We start from the raw sequence: 18,191 nt of genomic DNA, 5'->3' as shown, positions 1-18,191 counted from the left end.
GTCATGCACTCCTGTTCGATTGTTGCGGGGTCGGTTTGTCCATCGCCGCGAGCATGTCGCGGACCTGCGGACAACCGGCGTTCGGATCGGGGCCGAAGGTGACTTCCGTTTCCTCCCAGACAGCGTCGAGCGCCGCGAGGTCGGTCGGATCATCATCGGGCTGGGCCAGCATGTCGGCCACCGCTTCGGCGTTTGCCTTGTCACCTGACAGCTGCAAAAGAGCGGCGAACGCGGCGGCATATCCGCTGTCGCGCCGGACGAGCCGGGCCGCGAGAGCATCGAGGATATGCGCCGCGTCCGCCAAGGTTTCCTGCACTTCTGCGAAGGGACGCGTCGACAGGAATTCCAGCAGCACCGGCAGGTGATCCGGCAGTTCCGTTGTGGCGGGCTCGAACCCGCCTGCCCGGTAGGTCTCGATCAGACTGACCATTGCACCGCCGCGGTCCCGGCTTTCGCCATGAACGTGCTCGAAGAGATTGAGCGACAGCGTCCGCGAGCGGTCGAAGAGCATCACATAGCTCTCCTGCAGATCGTAGAGGTCGGCGTCTGCGAAGCCATCGGTCAACGAGCGCAGCGCAGCGCGTGTATCGGTGGCGATGCGAGGATCGGAAGCAAGAATTGTCCCGATCTCGGGCATCGCCTCCTGAAGTTCCCGCGAGGGATAGCTCAGGATCAGCGACAGGGCTTTCAGGGAACGGTCCAGCATCAGAAGGTCTCCTGCGGAAGGGCGAATTTCTTTTTCTTGCCGCCGAAGAGCGTCGTCTTGCCCGCCTCGCCGGTGGAACAGCCGTTGCCGTCGGTGAAGCCGCAGCCGCCGCGGATGTCGGCGCCATGCTCGTTCTGTTCCCGGTGCGCCGTGGGGATCGCGAAACGATCCTCGTAATCGGCGATGGCCATGATCTTGTACATGTCCTCGATCACCCGACCGGACATGCCGACCCGGGCGGCAATCGCCTCGTCGCGCACGCCGTCAACGCTGAGGGCCCGCATGTAGAGCCGCATCGCCGACATGCGTTCGAGGGCGTGAACGATGGGCTCCTCGTCGCCCGCCGTCAGCATGTTGGCGAGGTATTTGACGGGGATGCGCAGGGAGCGGACGTCGGGCATCTGGTCGCTCATCGCGATCTGGCCCGCCTGAGCGGCGTTCTGGATCGGGCTGAGCGGCGGGATGTACCACACCATCGGCAGCGTCCGGTATTCCGGGTGCAGCGGGAAGGCGACCTTCCAATCCATCGCCATCTTCCAGACCGGGCTGACCTTCGCCGCCTCGATCCAGTCTTCGGGCACGCCGTCACGGCGCGCCGCGGCGATCACCTCGGGGTCGTTCGGGTCGAGGAAGACGTCGAGCTGCGCGCCGTAGAGATCGGTCTCGCGCTCGGCGCTGGCCGCAGCTTCGATCTTGTCTGCGTCATAAAGGATCACGCCCAGATAGCGAATGCGCCCGACGCAGGTTTCCGAGCAGACCGTCGGCTGGCCGCTTTCGATCCGCGGATAGCAGAAGGTGCATTTCTCGGATTTGCCGGTGTCCCAGTTGTAATAGACCTTCTTGTAGGGGCAGCCCGAGACGCACATCCGCCAGCCGCGGCACTTCTCCTGGTCGATCAGAACGATGCCGTCCTCCTCGCGCTTGTAGATCGCGCCCGAGGGACAGGAGGCGGAACAGGTGGGGTTAAGGCAGTGCTCGCACAGGCGCGGCAGATACATCATGAAGGTGTTTTCATACTCTCCATAAATGTCCTTCTGCACCTGATCGAAGTTGTAGTCCTGAGACCGCTTCGAGAATTCGCCGCCGAGGATTTCCTCCCAGTTCGGACCCTTCTCGATCTTCTCCATCCGCTCGCCGGTGATCTTCGAGCGGGGGCGCGCGGTCGGGAACGCGGTCATGTCGGGCGCCGATTTCAGGTGGTCGTAGTCGAAATCGAACGGCTCGTAGTAGTCGTCGATCTCGGGCATGGCCGGGTTGGCGAAGATGTTCGCCAGGATCCGCCATTTCGACCCCTGCTTGGGATGCAGCTTGCCCGAGGCCGAGCGCACCCAGCCGCCGTTCCAGCGCTTCTGGTTCTCCCAGTCCGTCGGATAGCCGGTGCCGGGCTTGGTCTCGACGTTGTTGAACCACGCGTATTCGACACCTTCGCGCGTCGTCCACACGTTCTTGCAGGTGACCGAGCAGGTGTGACACCCGATGCATTTGTCGAGGTTCAGGACCTTGCCGATTTGCGCACGAACTCTCATTCCGCTGCCTCCACGTTCTGGGTTGCGGACCGGCTTGCGGGTTTGTCGAGCCAGTCGATCTTCTTCATTTTCCGCACGATCACGAACTCGTCGCGGTTGCTGCCCACGGTGCCGTAGTAGTTGAAGCCGTAGGACAGCTGCGCATAGCCGCCGATCATGTGCGTGGGTTTCAGTGTGGCGCGGGTCACCGAGTTGTGGATGCCGCCGCGATTGCCCGTCTTTTCCGAGCCGGGCGTGTTCACGATCTTTTCCTGCGCGTGATACATGAACAGCGTCCCCTGCTTGATGCGCTGGGACACCACCACCCGCGCGGTCAGCGCGCCGTTGGTGTTGTAGGCCTCGACCCAGTCGTTATCGACCAGCCCGGCTTTCTTCGCGTCCACCTCGGACATCCAGACCACCGGGCCGCCCCTGTTCAGCGTCAGCATCAGCAGGTTGTCGGTGTAGGTGCTGTGGATGCCCCATTTCTGGTGGGGCGTGATGAAGTTAAGCACCACGTGCGGGCTGCCCTCAGCCGCGTCGTTGTTGACGGCTGCAGTGATCGTCTTGAGGTCCACCGGCGGACGATAGCTGACGAACCCTTCGCCGAAGGCGCGCATCCATTCGTGATCCTGGTAGAGCTGCTGGCGGCCCGTCAGGGTGCGCCACGGGATCAGTTCGTGGACGTTGGTGTAGCCCGCGTTGTAGCAGACATCTTCGCTTTCGATCCCCGACCAGGTGGGCGACGAGATGATCTTGCGCGGTTGCGCGGCGATGTCGCGGAAGCGGATCTTGGTGTGATGTGCGCCCTCCGCGAGGTGGGTATGGTGCTGCCCCGTGGGCTTCTCAAGTTCTTCCCAGGCCTTCACGGCCACTTCGCCGTTGGTTTCCGGGGCGAGCATCAGGATCATCTCGGCCGCGTCGATGGCGGTTTCGAGTTTCGGCTGGCCTTTGGACACGCCCTCATCTTGAACGATGCCGTTCAGATCGCGCAGATGCTTGACCTCGGTCTTGGTGTCCCAGTTGATCCCCTTGCCACCGTTGCCGAGCTTCTCCAGCAGCGGCCCGACCGAGGTGAACTTCTTGTAGAGGTTGGGATAATCCCGCTCGACCGCGATGTAGTTCGGCGCAGTCTTGCCGGGGATCAGGTCGCATTCGCCCTTCTTCCAGTCCTTCACATGGGCCTGTGCCAGTTCGGCGGCGGTGTCATGGAGAAGCGGCAGCTGGACGATGTCGGTCTCCACGCCGAGCACCTCGGGCGCCACTTCGCTGAACTTCCGGGCGATCGACTTGAAGATCTCCCAGTCCGATTTCGACTCGTAGGCCGGGTCCACCGCCGCCTGCAGCGGGTGGATGAACGGGTGCATGTCCGAGGTGTTGAGGTCGTCCTTTTCGTACCAGCTGGCCGTCGGCAAGACGACGTCGGAATACACCGCCGTCGTGGACATGCGGAAGTCGATGCAGACCAGCAGGTCGAGCTTGCCCTTCGGCGCCTCGTCGTGCCAGCGGGCCTCCTTCGGCATCACGCCGCCTTCCTCGCCCAGATCCTTGCCCATCACCCCGTGGTCGGTGCCCAAGAGATGCTTGAGGAAGTATTCGTGCCCCTTGCCGGACGACCCCAGAAGGTTCGACCGCCAGACGAACAGGTTGCGCGGCCAGTTTTCCGGGGCGTCCGGATCCTGGCAGGACATTTCCAGATCGCCGGATTTCAGCTGTTCGGCGACGTAGTCTTTGATCTCCTTGCCGGCCTTCTTCGCGGCTTTCGACACTTCCAGCGGGTTGGTTTTCAACTGCGGGGCCGAGGGCAGCCAGCCCATCCGTTCCGCGCGAATGTTGTAGTCGATCAGGGAGATGTCCCAATCGCCTTCGGGTGCCGTGGGCGATAGGATTTCACCGGCGCGCAGCGTCTCGTAGCGCCACTGGTCGGTATGCGCGTACCAGCAGGAGGTCGAGTTCATGTGCCGCGGCGGGCGGTTCCAGTCCAGCGCGAAGGCCAGCGGCTGCCAGCCGGTCTGCGGGCGCAGCTTTTCCTGCCCCACGTAGTGCGACCAGCCGCCGCCCTCCTGCCCGATGCAACCGCACATCACCAGCATGTTGATGATGCCGCGGTAGTTCATGTCCATGTGGTACCAGTGGTTCAGACCGGCCCCGAGGATGACCATGGACTTGCCATGGGTCTTTTCGGCGTTGCCGGCGAATTCGCGGGCGACCGCGATGATTTTCTCCCTCTCAACGCCGGTGATCTTTTCGGCCCAGGCGGGGGTGTAGGGGCTGTCGTCGTTGAAATCCTTGGACACCCAGTCACCGCCAAGACCCCGGTCGAGACCGTAGTTGGCGCAGAAGAGGTCGAAAACGGTGGCAACCAGCACCTCGGACCCGTCGGCAAGTTTCACGCGGCGCGCCGGAATGTTCCGGGTCAACACTTCGGGGTGATCGCATTTCACGAAATCGCCCGTGGCCGCACCGCCGAAATAAGGGAAGTTAACGCCTACGACCTCATCGTGATCGCCATCCATGATCTGGCTGAGGCGCAGCTTGCTTTCAGCGCCCTTCGCTTTCTCTTCGAGGTTCCACTTGCCCTCTTCGCCCCAGCGGAACCCGATGGACCCGTTCGGAGCCACGATCTGACCCGACGCCTCGTCATAGGCGACGGTCTTCCAGTCGGGGTTGTTGGCCTCGCCCAGCTTGCCGTCGAAGTCGTCAGCGCGCAGCATCCGGCCCGGCACAAGGTGGCCGTCCTTTTCATCCAGCCGAACCAGCATCGGCATGTCGGTATACTTGCGGGCGTAGTCCTCGAAATACTCGGCCTGCCGGTCGAGGTGGAATTCGCGCAGGATCACGTGACCCATCGCCATTGCCAGCGCCGCGTCGGTGCCCGCCTGCGGGTTCAGCCAGATGTCGCCGAACTTGGCGGCTTCCGAATAGTCGGGGCTGACCACGGCCGACTTGGTGCCGCGATAGCGGACCTCGGTGTAGAAATGGGCGTCGGGTGTCCGGGTCTGGGGCACGTTCGAGCCCCAAAGCATCAGGAAACCTGCATTGTACCAGTCGGCCGATTCCGGAACGTCAGTCTGTTCGCCCCAGGTCTGGGGGGAAGCTGGCGGCAGGTCGCAGTACCAGTCGTAGAACGACATGCAGGTACCGCCCAGCAGGCTCAGGTAGCGTGAACCGGCGGCGTAGCTGACCATCGACATGGCCGGGATCGGCGAGAAGCCGAACACGCGGTCGGGCCCGTAGGTCTTGGCCGTGTAGGCGTTGGCGGCGGCGATGATCTCGGTCGCTTCGTCCCAGGTGGCCCGCACGAAGCCGCCTTTGCCCCGCGTTTTGTTGATCGAATTGCGCAGGGCGGGATCGCCCTGGATCGCGGCCCAGGCGGCCACCGGCGTCATCGTCTCGCACATCTTCCGCCACGCCCGCATCAGCGCACCACGGATCAACGGGTTCTTCACCCGGTTCGCGGAATAGAGATACCAGCTGTAGGAGGCTCCCCGCGCACAGCCGCGCGGCTCGTGGTTGGGCAGGCCCGCACGGGTGCGCGGATAGTCGGTCTGTTGGGTTTCCCAGGTGACGATCCCGGATTTTACGTAGATCTTCCATGAACACGACCCGGTGCAGTTCACCCCGTGCGTCGAGCGGACGATCTTGTCGTGCCGCCAGCGGTTCCGGTAGGTGTCTTCCCAGCTGCGATCCTCGCGGGTGGTCTGACCCCAACCGTCGGAGAATTGCTCCAGTTCCTTGCTCTGGAAGAAGTTCAGTTTGTCGAGCAGATGGCTCATTTGGCTGTCCTTTCGGGTGTCTGGGTCCGGGCGGCGAGCTCCGCCGCCCGGGAAATCAACTGAATCATTCAGCGGGCTGGGCTGCGGTGCCCTGCGGCGTGCGGCCATGTTCGATGTCGTGGAGAAGGCCGCCGGGGCGCGTGTAGACCACCCAGGTGATGACGACGCAGATCACGTAGAAGATCAGGAAACCCCACAGCGCCCCAACGGCAGACCCGGTCATCGCGATTGATGTCCCGTAGGCCTTGGGGATGAAGAAGGCGCCGTAAGCCGCGATGGCCGAGGTGAAGGCCACGATCGCGCCGGACTCCATCGCGATCTGACGCTTGCGCTCTTCAGCACCCAAGTGCGGCATCAGGCGCGGAATTTCGCGACCCATGATCACCGGGATCATCTGGAAGGTCGACGCGTTGCCGACACCGGTCAGGAAGAAGAGCGCCATGAAGCAGGCGAAGAAGCCGACGAAGGAGCCCAATCCAAGGAAGCTGATCACACCGAAGGTGGCGACGATCATCAGGGCGAAAGTCCAGAAGGTCACGCGACCGCCCCCGAACTTGTCCGAGATCCAGCCGGTGGCAGCGCGGCTCAGCGCCCCCACGAGCGGCCCAAGGAACACGTAGTTGAGTGCGTTCACTTCGGGAAAGGCCAGGCGCGTCAGCAGAGGGAAACCCGCCGAGTAGCCGATGAAGCTGCCGAAGGTGCCGGTGTAGAGGATGCACATCAACCAGTTCTGCTTGCGTCCGAAGATCACTGCCTGGTCGGCAAAGCTGGCGCGTGCATCTGCGATGTCGTTCATGCCCAACCAGGCCGCTATGGTCGCTGCGAGGATGAAGGGCACCCAGACGAAGCCTGCGTTCTGCATCCACAGCTGACCGCCGTCGGACATGGTCTGCGGTTGCCCGCCAAGTGCCCCGAAGACACCCGCCGTGATGACGATGGGCACGAGGAACTGCATGACCGACACGCCGAGGTTCCCCAGCCCCGCGTTCAGCGCCAGTGCGTTGCCCTTTTCGGCCTTCGGGAAGAAATAGCCGATATTGGCCATCGACGAGGCGAAGTTGCCGCCGCCAAAGCCGCACAGAAGGGCCAGGACGAGGAAAATCAGGTAAGGCGTGTCGGGGTTCTGCACCGCATATCCGATGCCCATGGCGGGCAGCAGCAGCGAAGCGGTCGACAGCGTCGTCCACAGCCGCCCACCGAAGATCGGCACCATGAAGCTGTAGAAGATGCGGAGCGTTGCGCCCGACAGGCCCGGCAAGGCCGCCAGCCAGAACAGCTGTCCCGGGGTGAAGTCGAACCCGATGGCGGGCAAGCGAGCCACGACCACCGACCACACCATCCAGACCGAGAAGGCCAGCAGAAGCGCCGGGATCGAGATCCACAGGTTCCGGCGTGCAACGGCACGGCCCTTTTCGGCCCAGAATTGTTGGTCCTCCGGCCGCCAGTCCTCCAGCACGCGCGGCATGGCGGTGCGTTCGGGGTGGTGAATGTCCTGCATCTCGGGCAGTTGCGGCAACTGGTCGAGCACTTCACCATGCGCAGCGCGCTCCATCGCGCGGATCGACAGGTGCATCCAGGTCAGAGCGATAGCGACCAGCCCGAAGAGCAGCGCAAAGCATGACGTGTAGATGCCCGTGAGATCGAGGAGAGCGCCGAAGGCGATCGGCAGGACAAAACCGCCAAGGCCCCCGATCATGCCAACAAGACCGCCGACGGCGCCCACATGTTTGGGGTAGTAGACCGGGATGTGCTTGAAGACTGCCGCCTTGCCGAGGCTCATGAAGAAGCCCAGAGCGAAGAGCGTGACGATGAAGGGCCAAAGACCCATTTGTGTCGAGAAGGCGATGGCACCGTCCTTGCCCTGGATGACGTAATCCGTGGGCGGGTAGCTCAGCATGAACAGGAACAGCAGGGAAAAGCCGAAGGTCCAGTACATGACCCTCCGCGCGCCAAACTTGTCCGACAGCACGCCGCCATAGGCGCGGAACAACGAGGCTGAAAGGCTGAAGGACGCCGCCGCCATCCCAGCGAAGCGCACATCGATGCCGTAGACGTCGATCAGGTAGTGCGGCATCCACAGCGCCAGCGCGACGAAGGCACCGAACACGAAGAAATAGTAGAGCGAAAAGCGCCAGACCTGGAGGTTCTTCAATGGCGCGAATTGCTGCGCCAGTGTCGGTGCCTTGGTGCCGGTCTTGCGGCGCTCGACCAGCTCAGGGTCGTCCTTGGCGAGCAGGAAGAACAGCACGCCGATGATGGCGAGCCCCGCCGCCCAGACATAGGCCACGCCATGCCAGCCATAGGCGACCATGACGAAGGGAGCGACGAACTTGGTGACCGCGGCGCCGACGTTGCCCGCACCGAAGATACCCAGCGCGGTCCCTTGGTGGCCGGCGTCATACCAGCGGCTGACATAGGCGACGCCGATGATGAACGATCCGCCCGCGAGGCCGATGCCAAGGGCCGCGATCAGATACATGATGTAGCTGTCTGCGAGCGTTAGCGCCCATGTGGCCAGCGCCGTCAGGATCATCTGGCTCGAGAACACCAGCCGCCCGCCGTATTTTTCGGTCCAGACGCCGAGAAACAGGCGGGTGACCGATCCGGTCAGGATCGGGGTGGCGACCAGCAGGCCGAACTGTGTGTCATTCAGGCCAAGCTCGGCCTTGATGGCGACACCGATGATGGAAAAGATCGTCCAGACCGCGAAACAGGCGGTGAAGGCGATCGTGCTCAGGCTCAGGGCGCGTGTCTGATCGGCGCGTGAGGCTGTGGCTACGGTCTGCATGGCGGGTCTCCGGCAAGAATAGCGGTTCACCCCTGTGAGGGGATCACTGCCAGACCTGACGCGACGGCGACGCTCGTGACTTGATCTAGATCACAAAACCTGGAAAAGGATAACGAAATAAATGGCTTACAGAAATTTGTCATCCGGTGCGCGGTCGCAGATCAAGGCTGCGGTCGCGAAGGTCAACCGACCGGTTGACATATATCAATTGATTTGGTGACAATTGTTAAGCGCGCGATGTGGGAGGGAGAACGACGTGCCCGATTCCGAATACCGGGAAATTCGAAAGCTCGATCTCTTTGCACATATGGCGGATGATAATTTCACATCCTTGATGCGGGGCGCCTATGTGCAGAATTTTCCTGCACAGATCGAATTGATCACTGAAGGAGAACCGAGCGATTTTCTTCATATCGTCGTTTCGGGCTCGGTCGATCTGTTTTCGACCTGGAATGGCCGAGAGACCAGCATGGCGACCGTCCGCCCGATCTCGACCTTCATTCTAGCGGCGACCATTAAGGATGCGCCCTACCTGATGTCGGCCCGCACGTTGGAGAAAAGCCGGATCGCGCTGATCCCCAGCCAGGACGTTCGCGCGATCTTCGACGCCGACGGCAACTTTGCCCGTGCGATCGTCACTGAACTGGCGCAGTGCTATCGCTCGGTCATCAAGGCGCAAAAAGACCTGAAACTCAGAACGTCGCTCGAGCGGCTCGCGAATTACCTGCTCAGGCAACAAAGGCACGCCGGCGGTGGGGCTGCGTTCGAGTTGGACTTCGAGAAGCGGCGCCTGGCCTCTGTGCTGGGCATGACACCTGAAAATCTCAGCCGCGCCTTCAAAGGCCTGCAGCCCTACGGGGTGACCGTGACCGGCACTCGCATCACCATCGACAGTCAGGCGGATCTTGAGCGCTTTGCGAGACCAAATCCACTGATTGATGACTTTTCAACTTGAGGGACTGACAGATGACCAAATCCATGCCCGGCGCCGCCGGAGATCTCGCCGAGGAACACCCCGATGTCTGGAAGGCCTATGCTGCCTTGGGCAAGGCTACAGCCGAATGCGGCCCGCTGAAAGACCGCGAAAAGCGCCTTGTCAAACTCGCACTCGCGATTGGCGCCGGATCCGAAGGCGCGGTCCATTCCCACACCCGGCGTGCCAGATCGGAGGGCATTGAGGCTGAGGCGATCATGCAGGTAGCGATGCTGGCCATCGGCCCGCTTGGCCTGCCTCGTGCCGTCGCCGCAAAGACCTGGATCGAAGACATCAAGGATTGACGTTCAGGGAAGCGGGCTGACCCCAAAAAGCAATGGATGCGCCCAGAGCAGCGCCCCGTAAAGCGCAACGCCTGCCGCAAGCCGTAGGAGAGTGCCCCCCGACAGGGACGCCAAGAGGAGCGGCGCCTCCGCTCCGCGATCAAGCATCCGTTGCCATTCTGGCCCCATCTCGCGGCGTTTGCGCCGGTCGATCAGTCGGCCTCCCAGCAGCGCGAAGGCGGCGAAGGTACCGAACAGGATCACATGGGCCAGATCTCCGTTGGGCACGACATGGGCCGCCGCCCAAAGCGCCAACGCCAGAAGCAGCGGGTGACGCGACAAGCGGACGATTCCGGGCCGTGCAGGATCGAACAGATCGTTGCGCGCCCCGCCGAACGAGAACGGGTTGGGCCGGCCGATGGACAGCGCGAGGATCAGGCAGACCGGCCCCATGACCGTCAGTGGGACATGGACCTGCCATAGGGCCCAATCCCAAAGGGTAACATGCGGTGCGCGACCCGCCGCCCCGATCAACCAGGAAAGTACCGCCAGCGACAGGACAGAATAGGCCAGTGTGAAGCCGGAAGCGCCTAGTCGAGCCTGAAGCCGAGGCCGCAACGGCGGGCGCACGGGCAAGGAATGCGACAGGAAGAACACGACATAGGCGAGGGCGAACTCGAACCATCCCATCGGTGCGCGCCTCAGATCCGCTTGGCGGCGGGCAGACGTAGCAAAAGCCCGCCGTAAATGACCGCAAAGCTGCCGAAGGCGACGATCCACGACAGCCCGGACACCGTGTGCAACGGGCTGGAAAATTCGGGCCATACGCCCCCAGCGACCCGCGCGAATACGGACAGGATCAGGGCTAGGTAGATTATAACCGTCCCCGCGCCGGCGGTGAGGTTCTGCCCTGTATGACCCAGCGTGGCGCGTGTCATCACGGCAAGCGTCATCAGCCCGATTGCGCCAGCCATCCAGAAATGTTGCGCGCCTGCCATTCCGAACGACCCCGGAGCAAGAATTTCCACAGCCAATACCAGAGCCCCCAGTGGGACGAAGGCGTAGCCGGCATGAAGCACCGTCACCAGCGGTTCAGCAAAGGTCCGGTGTCCGGCCCAGCGGGCCAGGCGCAGTGCATGCAACACGCCTGCCAGCACAAGGGCCAGCCCGGTCGGCGTCCCGAGAGGCAGCACGACCCACAGCCCAAGCGCCACCAGAAGAGCCGCCAGCGCCACCTTGTCGAAGGGCTGCATCGGCGGGACGGGCAAGGCTGTGCTGCGCCGTTTGACAAGCCAGTTGCGGGTGAAGGAGGGCACGATCCGCCCGCCGATCACGGCGATCATCATGATGCCCGTGCCAAGACCCAGCCGCAGGCCGTAGCCCTGGGCCGCGTAGTCGCCCTTTGCCGCCTCCCAGTGGAACAGCGCGTTGCCGAGGATGAAGACCCCCAGCATCGCCAGCACGATCAGGTTGCGCCAGTTCTTGCCCGCCGCGATCTCGCGCGCGATCAGAAGCGCAAAGACAGCCTGAAAGGCAAGGTCTGCCAAGGCAACCAGCACGGCAGGGACGCTTCCCGAGATCGCGACCGCCACGCGGCCCATCAGCCACAAGCCCGCGAGCATCCCGAGCCGCCAGCCGACGATCGGCAAACGCCCGGTCCAGTTGGGGACCGCGGTCAGCAGAAAGCCCGCGACGACGGCGCCGAGATAACCGTAGAGGAACTCGTGCGCGTGCCATGACACGGGGTCGAAGGCTGTGGGCAACATCAGGTGCCCTGACAGCATCGGCACCCAAAACACCATCGCCAGCACGGCCCAGACCGCCGCACCGAAAAAGAACGGGCGGAACCCGTAGGTCAGGATCGCGGGTCCGGTCCAGGCGCGCATCTGTTCGGCGGTCGAGGTCATTTGTGGCGTCCCTTGCGCGCTCAGGCCGGCGCCGCGGCGGCAATGCGGCGGTAGCCCGCCGTGCCATGATAGAAACCGTTGCTCAGGCCCGCATCCCCGCTCAGCGTCGCAAGGCGGGCATCGGCCTCGCCTGTCGGCCCGCGCCCATCGAGCACATCGCGAAACACCTGCGCCACCGCGACCATGTCCACCGCCTGTGGCATCAGCCGCAGGTGCGTGACGCCATCGGCAATCAGACGGGCCACTTCGGGGAGCAGGTCGACATAGCTTTCCGACAGGGTCTGGATGCCGTTCACCCGCAGGATCGGGCGGTCGTCGCGGGTGCGGAGCGGCATGCCGTCGGGGTCTTCTTCACAGACGAACTGGCAGTTGTCCTTGGTGTGGCCGTGCGCGCGGGCGTGATAGCACCGCGCTGACACAGCCAGAGACGCGCGGCCGTAAACCTGCACCTCGACACCCAGGCCCAACGCAACTGCTGCCTGCGCCGCGGCTGCAATGGCCGGGGCCGGCATCTCGGCCGGTAGGCAGACATGGGTCGCGCCCTGCCCGGCCATCCAGGCTATCGTCGCGTCGTTGTAGGCGTTCATGAAGGGGCCGATCCGATGCGGACGCTTACCTCGCGCGTAAAGCCCTGCGGCGTTGTTCACCTCCATCTCGGGCGAGACCATCTCGGCGATGTCCTCGGTTGCCTTGCGCTCGCGTTTCAGCATCACCTCGGCCAGCGTTGACAGGATCACGCGCTTGCCTGCGCGCTCCAACCGCTCGATCGTGGCCGGCAGGTCTGCCTGGTGGAAGGGCGCGCGCTTGGAGCAAATCACCTCGCCCAGATAAACCTCGTCGACGGGCGCCTCATCCGCGATGCGGGCATAGAAGTCACGCCGTGCATCCGCGGACCAGTGGTAAGCGATCGGGCCGAGCGTCAGTTTCGTCATGGTATTCACCGCCATTTCTTTGTCTCGAAGGCGCCCTGGGTCTGCTTCTGCCCCTCGGTCAGGGCGATCAGGTCGGCGATGTTTGCCTCGCGTCCGGCCTTGATGTCATCCACCGCTGCGCGGAACGCACGCACAACGCCGCGGACATAGCTCTTCGAGCGCTGACGCCCTTCGATCTTGAAAGCATGCACGCCCGCCTCGATTAATTCGGGCAGGAGCCGCGACAGATTCAGGCTGATCGGTTCCTCGAAGGCGTAGTAGCCCTCGGGGCGATGGGGCGCGGCGTAGCGGCCCTTGCAGATCGTGGGATAGCCGGCCTTCTCCTCGGGCCCGAACCGGTCGATGGTGAAACCCGCGAGCTGCGAGGACATCGACCCGTCAGCGTCGCGCACATATTCCACATCTGAGGCGGGCGAGCACACCCCGTCCATGTTCGTGGATTGACCCGTCAGGTAATTGGTCAGGCTGCATCGCCCTTCCACCATCAGCCCGTGATTGCCGAAGATAAAGGTCTCGATCTCGCAGGGAATCTCGCGGCGGATCTGGCGGATCTCGGGGATTGTCAGGATGCGCGGCAGGACCACACGCTTTACACTGAAGTTCTCGCAATAGTAGCGGATCGCCTCGGGCGATGAGGCCGCGGCCTGTACCGACAGGTGCAGCCGGACGCCCGGATACATCCGGGCGATGTAGTCGGCCACGCCCATGTCGGCCACGATGAAGGCATCAACGCCCAAGCGCGCGCCGGTGTCCGCCGCATGTCGCCAGAGATCGACCTTGCCCGCAGGCGGATAGGTATTCAGCGCCAGCAGCACCTTGGTGCCGCGCGCATGGGCATAGGTCACCGCCTCGGCCAGTTCATCGGGGGTGAAGTTCAGCCCCGGGAAGTTCCGCGCATTGGTCGCATCCTGGAAGCCGCAATAGACCGCATCGGCGCCCGCGTCGACGGCGGTGCGCAGCGCGGCGGGGGTGCCCGCGGGGCAGATCAGTTCGGCAAGGCTCATGCGTATTCCCTCGGTTTGGTGGCATCCGGATAGGCCCGCCGCAACCGTGCGAGAACCGTCCGTCCGGGTGTCCCGAACATCGCCGACGCCTCCTCGGCCAGCGAGCCGTCTATGTCGTCGAGCGCATTCCTAAGACGAACGACGGCCTCGGTGTCCCCGCTGATTTCCAGATCGCGCGAGAAGAAGGCCGCATCGCCGTCCTGCTCGGCGTCGATCAGTTCCAGAAGCAGCAAGAACCGCCCGCGGATCGTGGCCCCGACCTGCGGCGCCGTATCGCGCGGCACGGCGCGGAAGACGAGCGCCTGCGGGTCGGGGCGGAGATGCAGCGCAAAGGGCAGTTCCACGGGATCGATCAGGAAGTCAGTCGCCTGGTGCGGTCCGAGCCGCGCGAAGAGAGACGGGTGCCGCGCCGCGACCCGACGGACAACGCGCGTCAGGACCGGTTGCAGCACAAGGCAGGCAAGCCGCGCGATCGCGCCTTCGCCGGGCCGCAACCGGGCCGTTGGTTCGCTCGTCGGGATCATGATGGGTCCTTTCGCTCCCCCGATACGCCCTTCTCCGTCACGATCCTGTCGAGGGGAATGTCATGGGGCTGCGGGTAGATTGTGGTCAGTCGGGCTGCCGCCAGCGCGATGCCGATGGTGACGGGCCGCGGCGAAAGCGCGGCAAGTGTCCGGTCATAATAGCCGCCGCCCCAGCCGAGCCGGTAACAACCCTCTTCCCAGCCGAGGCAGGGCACAAGCGCGATATCGGGCACCAGGACCTCCGCCTCGGGCGGCGGAACGGGGATGTTCCAATGGCCGCGCAGCATACGCATGCCCGGCGTCCATCGTCGGAACACGAGCGGCGCTGCGGGGGTCTCCACCACCGGCAGCGCGATACGGACGCCCGCCGCGTGAAGATCGGACAGGAACGGGCGCAGATCCGGCTCTCCTCGGATCGGCCAGTAGCCGGCAAGCACGGTCTCCCGGAGGGTCCCGCGCGCGGCGAGGACCGTTTCGAGATGACCGCAGATGGAATTGCTCACCTGCGCCCGTCCTGTCTGGCCCAGCCCCTCCCTAAGGCCGGCCAGTCTTGTCCGCTCGGCCCGGCGCCAGCGCGCGACATCGCGCGCCTGCTGCGCATTCGTGCCAAGCGGATCGAAATAGGTCGGGTCCACCTCCGCCGCCATGCAGGGGGGCGAGGCGTAAGTCCCCTGTCCGCTCATGGCGTCACGCCCTCCTCGGCCACGGTTGCGACGGCGGCGTTGCACCAGTCCATGACTACAGCCTCGGTCGGTGCGAGGATCGTCGCCATGCCATCGGCATAGCGGTCGAACGCGGCCCTGTGGGTTTCGGAGAGACCCGTCAGGACAGGAACGCCGCGGGCAAGCGCCTCGGAGATCAGCGCGCGGAAGCCGCGCCCCTCTGCCTCGCTCAGGCCAAACTTGTTGAGGATCACGAGGTCTGCCCGGCCGGCCCGAAGCCGCGACATCGCCAGCCCGACGGCCTCCTCGAAGGCGCCCGCATCCATCCGGCAGGCGGTGGCGCCGGGTCCGAGATCCTGCGTGATGCGCCAGCGCGGCCCGTTGGGCAGAAGCCAGAGATCGCAGTCGCACGATCCCGATCCGGCATCGGGCGAGGCCGCGCGCAACGCACCCACCAGCCGGACGCCGTCCTGCGTTAGCCGGTCAGCCACCGCGTCCATAAGACGATCCGTCCCGCCGCGTCCCCCGACTGTCACTCCCGCAAGCCGCATCTTCGCCTCAAGCCTGCTCGAAGCGCGGGAACAGCACGTTGTTTTCCAACGCGATATGCGCACCAAGGTCGTCGAACAGCGTCGTCAGGCCGCCATAGAGCGAGCGCCAAGAGCCGCAGGCGTGCTCGGGCGGTGTCAGATCGCAGGTGAGCCGCCGGATTAGCGCGATGTTTTCGGCGTGATCGTCATGGTCGGCGCGCATTACCGCGATGGGGTGCTCGATGCCCGGCCCGCCGCCCGCGCGCATGGCCGGAAACAAAATCATCTCCTCCTTCATCATGTGATCCTCCATCTCCCCGGCGAGCGTCCGGATGGCCGCGGCGAGCCCCGTGGGCGCCTCGGGATCGTCCGCGTGCACCCGCTCGACCCGGTCGGCGAGCAGTACGAGCGAGGCGAGATCCTCCCGATGCATCTCGTGATAGCGCGTCAGGATGTGATCGATCAGCGCGCCGGTCTCCTGAGGCACGTCCGTTTCTGGGAGGTCTTTCATTGCGGGTCCTTTCCCTCGCGCGTCGCCCGGTCCTTGCGTGGGCCGCAGCGAATTGGTATTTGAGATACGCATACCGCTCGTGAATGCGCATTTCAACTACCAAATCAGGATCGCGACCTTGCGCCTCACCTCCTTCACCGATTACGGCCTGCGCGTTCTGATGCGGATGGCGGGCGCACCCGACCGGGCCTTCACCACGTCGGAACTCGCCGATGAATTCCGTGTCTCCCGCAACCATCTGGCCAAGGTGATCTCGGCACTTGCCGCGGCAGGTCTTCTCGAGACCCGGCGCGGCGGCGGCGGCGGCGCCATGCTTGCCCGCGCGCCCGAGGACATTCGCCTGGGCGATGTGGTGGCGTTGCTTGAAGCCGATCAGGCTCTGGTGGAATGCTTCGCGGTCGGCACCAACAGCTGCACCCTGACCCCGCAATGTCGGTTGAAAGCGCGGCTAGCCCATGCCGAGGCGGCGTTTGTCGCCGACCTCAACCGCAGCACCCTGGCCGATTGCGTTTACCGACCGGAAAACGCCTGACGCGCCACCCACGCGATCCAGCCCCAGACCGCGCTGCGCAGGGCCATGGCGTAAACGGTACGCATCTCGAAGGCTCCACCTCGGGCGACATGCAGGCCGAACGCCGCGAAAACCAGCAACGTTGCGGCGAAGATCGCGAACGATAGGGGCCAGGCCCATCGCCGCCCCTGCCACAGGCCGAGACCCGCGACGACATAGGCAAGCCCGGCTAGAGTATTGAACCACAGCACGAAGGGTACGACTGCCCCCATGTCGGCTGATCCGAGCAATGTTCGGCCACCAGAGAAAACGGTCAGCACGCCAAAGGCAATCGCAACACCGCCTGCTATGCGGCGCGTCAGACTGGTTCTAGGCATCGCAAGCGCCCTCCTTTGCGCGTAGAAGTTCCATCTGCACGTCAAACAGCCGCAACCCCTCAGGCACGAGCGCAAAGCCCCGGGCGCCGAGTGTCCAGCGGATGGCGACACCCTGCACCAGCGACGTCAGCAGGATGGCGACATCCTCTGGGATGACGTCCCGGCGCAGGTGACCCGCCGCCTGAAGTTCCCTGATCGCGGCGACAAGTCGGCCCTGGAACACGCCTAGAAGCTTGCGAAACACCTCGCGCAGCGCTGGATTGTCCACCTGTAACTCGCGCGAGAACAGGATCGACGGCAGGGCAGGCGTTTCAGCAATGGCCGTCAGTTGCGCACCGATCAACGCTTTCAGGCGCGCCTGCGGCCCGGTGGCCCCTGCCTCGGCCGCAGCCCAGTAACTCTGCAACCGGTCAGCGATATCCTTGGCCACCGCCAGCCAGAGCGCGCCCTTGGTGGGGAAATGCCGGAAGATCGCAGGCTGACTGAGGCCGATGGCACGCGCGACATCCGTGGTGCTCAGCCGGTCGGGTCCGATCTCATCGGCCAGCCGCAGAACCTCGGCCACGATCTGCGCCTTTCTCTCTTCAGCACTTTGACGGCCCGACACGAGTCACCTCTTGTTAGTTATAACTCACTAACATATACTGTTGACAACCGCAACCTCTATCCGGGTCGCGCACCCTGACCGAAAGGATCCTCGCCATGCCCGCCAAGACCGCCCCCGCCGGCTATTCCCGCCTTCAGATCGCGCTGCATTGGCTCATTTTCGCACTGATCGCGCAGCAATATCTTTTCAAGGACGCGATGTCGGCCGCATGGGACCACATCACAGATGGGCTGGAGGCTGGGTTCGACCCGCTCGTGCTGGCCCATGTGGCGGGCGGCGCGCTGGTGATGATCTTCGCGCTGTGGCGGTTGACCCTGCGCGCCCGGCGCGGCGTGCCCCCGGCGATCGAGGCCAGCAAGGTGCAAGGCATTCTCGCGAAGCTCACCCATGTCGGGCTTTACGCGCTGATGATCCTGATGCCACTCAGCGGGTCTGTCGCGTGGTTCGGCGGGGTCGAGGCCGCGGCGCAGGGGCATGACGTGATGAAGGTCATCCTGCTGGCGCTGGTTGCGCTGCATGTGATGGGCGCGCTCTACCACCAGTTCATCCTGCGCGACGACACGCTGGCGCGGATGCGCCGGGCGCAGGGCTGAA

18 protein-coding genes are annotated in these 18,191 nt (G+C 64.2%); 4 read left to right on the top strand and 14 right to left on the bottom strand.

All coding sequences use genetic code 11. The features are described from left to right. Position 1: 1 nt before the first annotated feature. The 4 genes from narJ to EAT49_RS20170 form a co-directional block, all read right to left on the bottom strand. On the bottom strand, positions 2-706 hold the full coding sequence (gene narJ, locus EAT49_RS20185) for a nitrate reductase molybdenum cofactor assembly chaperone (protein WP_185020861.1): 705 nt from the start codon (positions 704-706) through the stop codon (positions 2-4). Further along, the gene (gene narH, locus EAT49_RS20180; protein ID WP_050930785.1) at positions 706-2,232 is read right to left on the bottom strand and encodes a nitrate reductase subunit beta; all 1,527 of its coding nucleotides are present in this window, start codon (positions 2,230-2,232) and stop codon (positions 706-708) included. The genes narJ and narH overlap by 1 nt, the downstream gene beginning before the upstream one ends. Then, on the bottom strand, positions 2,229-5,987 hold the full coding sequence (locus EAT49_RS20175) for a nitrate reductase subunit alpha (protein WP_123644114.1): 3,759 nt from the start codon (positions 5,985-5,987) through the stop codon (positions 2,229-2,231). Before EAT49_RS20175 ends, narH begins: the two co-directional genes overlap by 4 nt. A 64-nt stretch (positions 5,988-6,051) precedes the next feature. Beyond that, positions 6,052-8,775 (bottom strand): nitrate/nitrite transporter, encoded by a 2,724-nt coding sequence (locus EAT49_RS20170; protein WP_109565320.1) that lies wholly within the window; start codon positions 8,773-8,775, stop codon positions 6,052-6,054. Positions 8,776-9,031: 256 nt separating this feature from the next. Between EAT49_RS20170 and EAT49_RS20165 the strand changes: the two genes are divergently transcribed. Both EAT49_RS20165 and EAT49_RS20160 read left to right on the top strand, forming a co-directional pair. Beyond that, positions 9,032-9,730, top strand: coding sequence for a cyclic nucleotide-binding domain-containing protein (locus EAT49_RS20165; protein ID WP_123644113.1), 699 nt, complete (start codon positions 9,032-9,034; stop codon positions 9,728-9,730). 11 nt (positions 9,731-9,741) lie between these two features. Next, positions 9,742-10,053, top strand: a complete 312-nt coding sequence (locus EAT49_RS20160) for a carboxymuconolactone decarboxylase family protein (protein ID WP_123644112.1) — start codon at positions 9,742-9,744, stop codon at positions 10,051-10,053. Between the two features lie 3 nt (positions 10,054-10,056). On the opposite strand, the gene EAT49_RS20155 is transcribed toward EAT49_RS20160, so the two are convergent. From EAT49_RS20155 to EAT49_RS20120, 8 genes are read right to left on the bottom strand one after another with little or no spacing between them, the layout of a single operon-like run. Then, positions 10,057-10,722: an NnrU family protein gene (locus tag EAT49_RS20155; RefSeq protein WP_123644111.1), complete on the bottom strand. Its 666-nt coding sequence runs from the start codon at positions 10,720-10,722 to the stop codon at positions 10,057-10,059. 11 nt (positions 10,723-10,733) lie between these two features. Continuing rightward, entirely contained in the window at positions 10,734-11,939 is a 1,206-nt protein-coding gene (locus EAT49_RS20150) for an NnrS family protein (RefSeq protein WP_123644110.1), read from the bottom strand. 20 nt (positions 11,940-11,959) lie between these two features. Beyond that, entirely contained in the window at positions 11,960-12,871 is a 912-nt protein-coding gene (ubiV, locus tag EAT49_RS20145) for a ubiquinone anaerobic biosynthesis protein UbiV (RefSeq protein WP_246003927.1), read from the bottom strand. Between the two features lie 5 nt (positions 12,872-12,876). Then, the gene (gene ubiU, locus EAT49_RS20140; RefSeq protein WP_123644108.1) at positions 12,877-13,875 is read right to left on the bottom strand and encodes a ubiquinone anaerobic biosynthesis protein UbiU; all 999 of its coding nucleotides are present in this window, start codon (positions 13,873-13,875) and stop codon (positions 12,877-12,879) included. Then, complete coding sequence (gene ubiT, locus EAT49_RS20135) at positions 13,872-14,399, bottom strand: ubiquinone anaerobic biosynthesis accessory factor UbiT (RefSeq protein ID WP_123644107.1); 528 nt, start codon at positions 14,397-14,399, stop codon at positions 13,872-13,874. The genes ubiU and ubiT overlap by 4 nt, the downstream gene beginning before the upstream one ends. Then, positions 14,396-15,082, bottom strand: coding sequence for a 5-formyltetrahydrofolate cyclo-ligase (locus EAT49_RS20130; RefSeq protein ID WP_246003926.1), 687 nt, complete (start codon positions 15,080-15,082; stop codon positions 14,396-14,398). Before EAT49_RS20130 ends, ubiT begins: the two co-directional genes overlap by 4 nt. Next, positions 15,079-15,612 (bottom strand): DUF2478 domain-containing protein, encoded by a 534-nt coding sequence (locus tag EAT49_RS20125; RefSeq protein WP_123644106.1) that lies wholly within the window; start codon positions 15,610-15,612, stop codon positions 15,079-15,081. Before EAT49_RS20125 ends, EAT49_RS20130 begins: the two co-directional genes overlap by 4 nt. 7 nt (positions 15,613-15,619) lie before the next feature. Next, a complete protein-coding gene (locus EAT49_RS20120) occupies positions 15,620-16,102 on the bottom strand; it encodes a hemerythrin domain-containing protein (RefSeq protein ID WP_246003924.1) in 483 nt (160 codons plus the stop codon). 118 nt (positions 16,103-16,220) lie between these two features. Here EAT49_RS20120 and EAT49_RS20115 point away from each other — a divergent pair, with 118 nt between their 5' ends. Next, the gene (locus tag EAT49_RS20115) at positions 16,221-16,634 is read left to right on the top strand and encodes an RrF2 family transcriptional regulator (RefSeq protein WP_123644105.1); all 414 of its coding nucleotides are present in this window, start codon (positions 16,221-16,223) and stop codon (positions 16,632-16,634) included. On the opposite strand, the gene EAT49_RS20110 is transcribed toward EAT49_RS20115, so the two are convergent. After that, positions 16,613-16,990: a hypothetical protein gene (locus EAT49_RS20110; protein ID WP_123644104.1), complete on the bottom strand. Its 378-nt coding sequence runs from the start codon at positions 16,988-16,990 to the stop codon at positions 16,613-16,615. The two genes, EAT49_RS20115 and EAT49_RS20110, sit on opposite strands and share 22 nt — an antisense overlap. After that, positions 16,983-17,555 (bottom strand): TetR/AcrR family transcriptional regulator, encoded by a 573-nt coding sequence (locus EAT49_RS20105; protein WP_246003923.1) that lies wholly within the window; start codon positions 17,553-17,555, stop codon positions 16,983-16,985. Before EAT49_RS20105 ends, EAT49_RS20110 begins: the two co-directional genes overlap by 8 nt. A 137-nt stretch (positions 17,556-17,692) precedes the next feature. Between EAT49_RS20105 and EAT49_RS20100 the strand changes: the two genes are divergently transcribed. After that, positions 17,693-18,190, top strand: a complete 498-nt coding sequence (locus EAT49_RS20100; RefSeq protein ID WP_123644102.1) for a cytochrome b — start codon at positions 17,693-17,695, stop codon at positions 18,188-18,190. Position 18,191: the final 1 nt, after the last annotated feature.

Source organism: Histidinibacterium lentulum (assembly GCF_003789055.1).
Taxonomy (GTDB): domain Bacteria; phylum Pseudomonadota; class Alphaproteobacteria; order Rhodobacterales; family Rhodobacteraceae; genus Oceanicola; species Oceanicola lentulus.
The sequence above is the reverse complement of the archived record's forward strand: the minus strand, read 5'-3'. Positions and strand labels throughout refer to the sequence as shown.

What these genes read in the sequence shown, in the direction of transcription:
- EAT49_RS20160 (WP_123644112.1), top strand. Translation starts at nt 9,742, where the DNA reads ATGACCAAATCCATGCCCGGCGCCGCCGGAGATCTCGCCGAGGAACAC.
- EAT49_RS20130 (WP_246003926.1), bottom strand. Translation starts at nt 15,082, where the DNA reads ATGAGCGGACAGGGGACTTACGCCTCGCCCCCCTGCATGGCGGCGGAG.
- ubiU (WP_123644108.1), bottom strand. Translation starts at nt 13,875, where the DNA reads ATGAGCCTTGCCGAACTGATCTGCCCCGCGGGCACCCCCGCCGCGCTG.
- EAT49_RS20175 (WP_123644114.1), bottom strand. Translation starts at nt 5,987, where the DNA reads ATGAGCCATCTGCTCGACAAACTGAACTTCTTCCAGAGCAAGGAACTG.
- ubiV (WP_246003927.1), bottom strand. Translation starts at nt 12,871, where the DNA reads ATGACGAAACTGACGCTCGGCCCGATCGCTTACCACTGGTCCGCGGAT.
- ubiT (WP_123644107.1), bottom strand. Translation starts at nt 14,399, where the DNA reads ATGATCCCGACGAGCGAACCAACGGCCCGGTTGCGGCCCGGCGAAGGC.
- EAT49_RS20125 (WP_123644106.1), bottom strand. Translation starts at nt 15,612, where the DNA reads ATGCGGCTTGCGGGAGTGACAGTCGGGGGACGCGGCGGGACGGATCGT.
- EAT49_RS20150 (WP_123644110.1), bottom strand. Translation starts at nt 11,939, where the DNA reads ATGACCTCGACCGCCGAACAGATGCGCGCCTGGACCGGACCCGCGATC.
- narH (WP_050930785.1), bottom strand. Translation starts at nt 2,232, where the DNA reads ATGAGAGTTCGTGCGCAAATCGGCAAGGTCCTGAACCTCGACAAATGC.
- EAT49_RS20120 (WP_246003924.1), bottom strand. Translation starts at nt 16,102, where the DNA reads ATGAAAGACCTCCCAGAAACGGACGTGCCTCAGGAGACCGGCGCGCTG.
- EAT49_RS20110 (WP_123644104.1), bottom strand. Translation starts at nt 16,990, where the DNA reads ATGCCTAGAACCAGTCTGACGCGCCGCATAGCAGGCGGTGTTGCGATT.
- EAT49_RS20170 (WP_109565320.1), bottom strand. Translation starts at nt 8,775, where the DNA reads ATGCAGACCGTAGCCACAGCCTCACGCGCCGATCAGACACGCGCCCTG.
- EAT49_RS20155 (WP_123644111.1), bottom strand. Translation starts at nt 10,722, where the DNA reads ATGGGATGGTTCGAGTTCGCCCTCGCCTATGTCGTGTTCTTCCTGTCG.
- EAT49_RS20100 (WP_123644102.1), top strand. Translation starts at nt 17,693, where the DNA reads ATGCCCGCCAAGACCGCCCCCGCCGGCTATTCCCGCCTTCAGATCGCG.
- narJ (WP_185020861.1), bottom strand. Translation starts at nt 706, where the DNA reads ATGCTGGACCGTTCCCTGAAAGCCCTGTCGCTGATCCTGAGCTATCCC.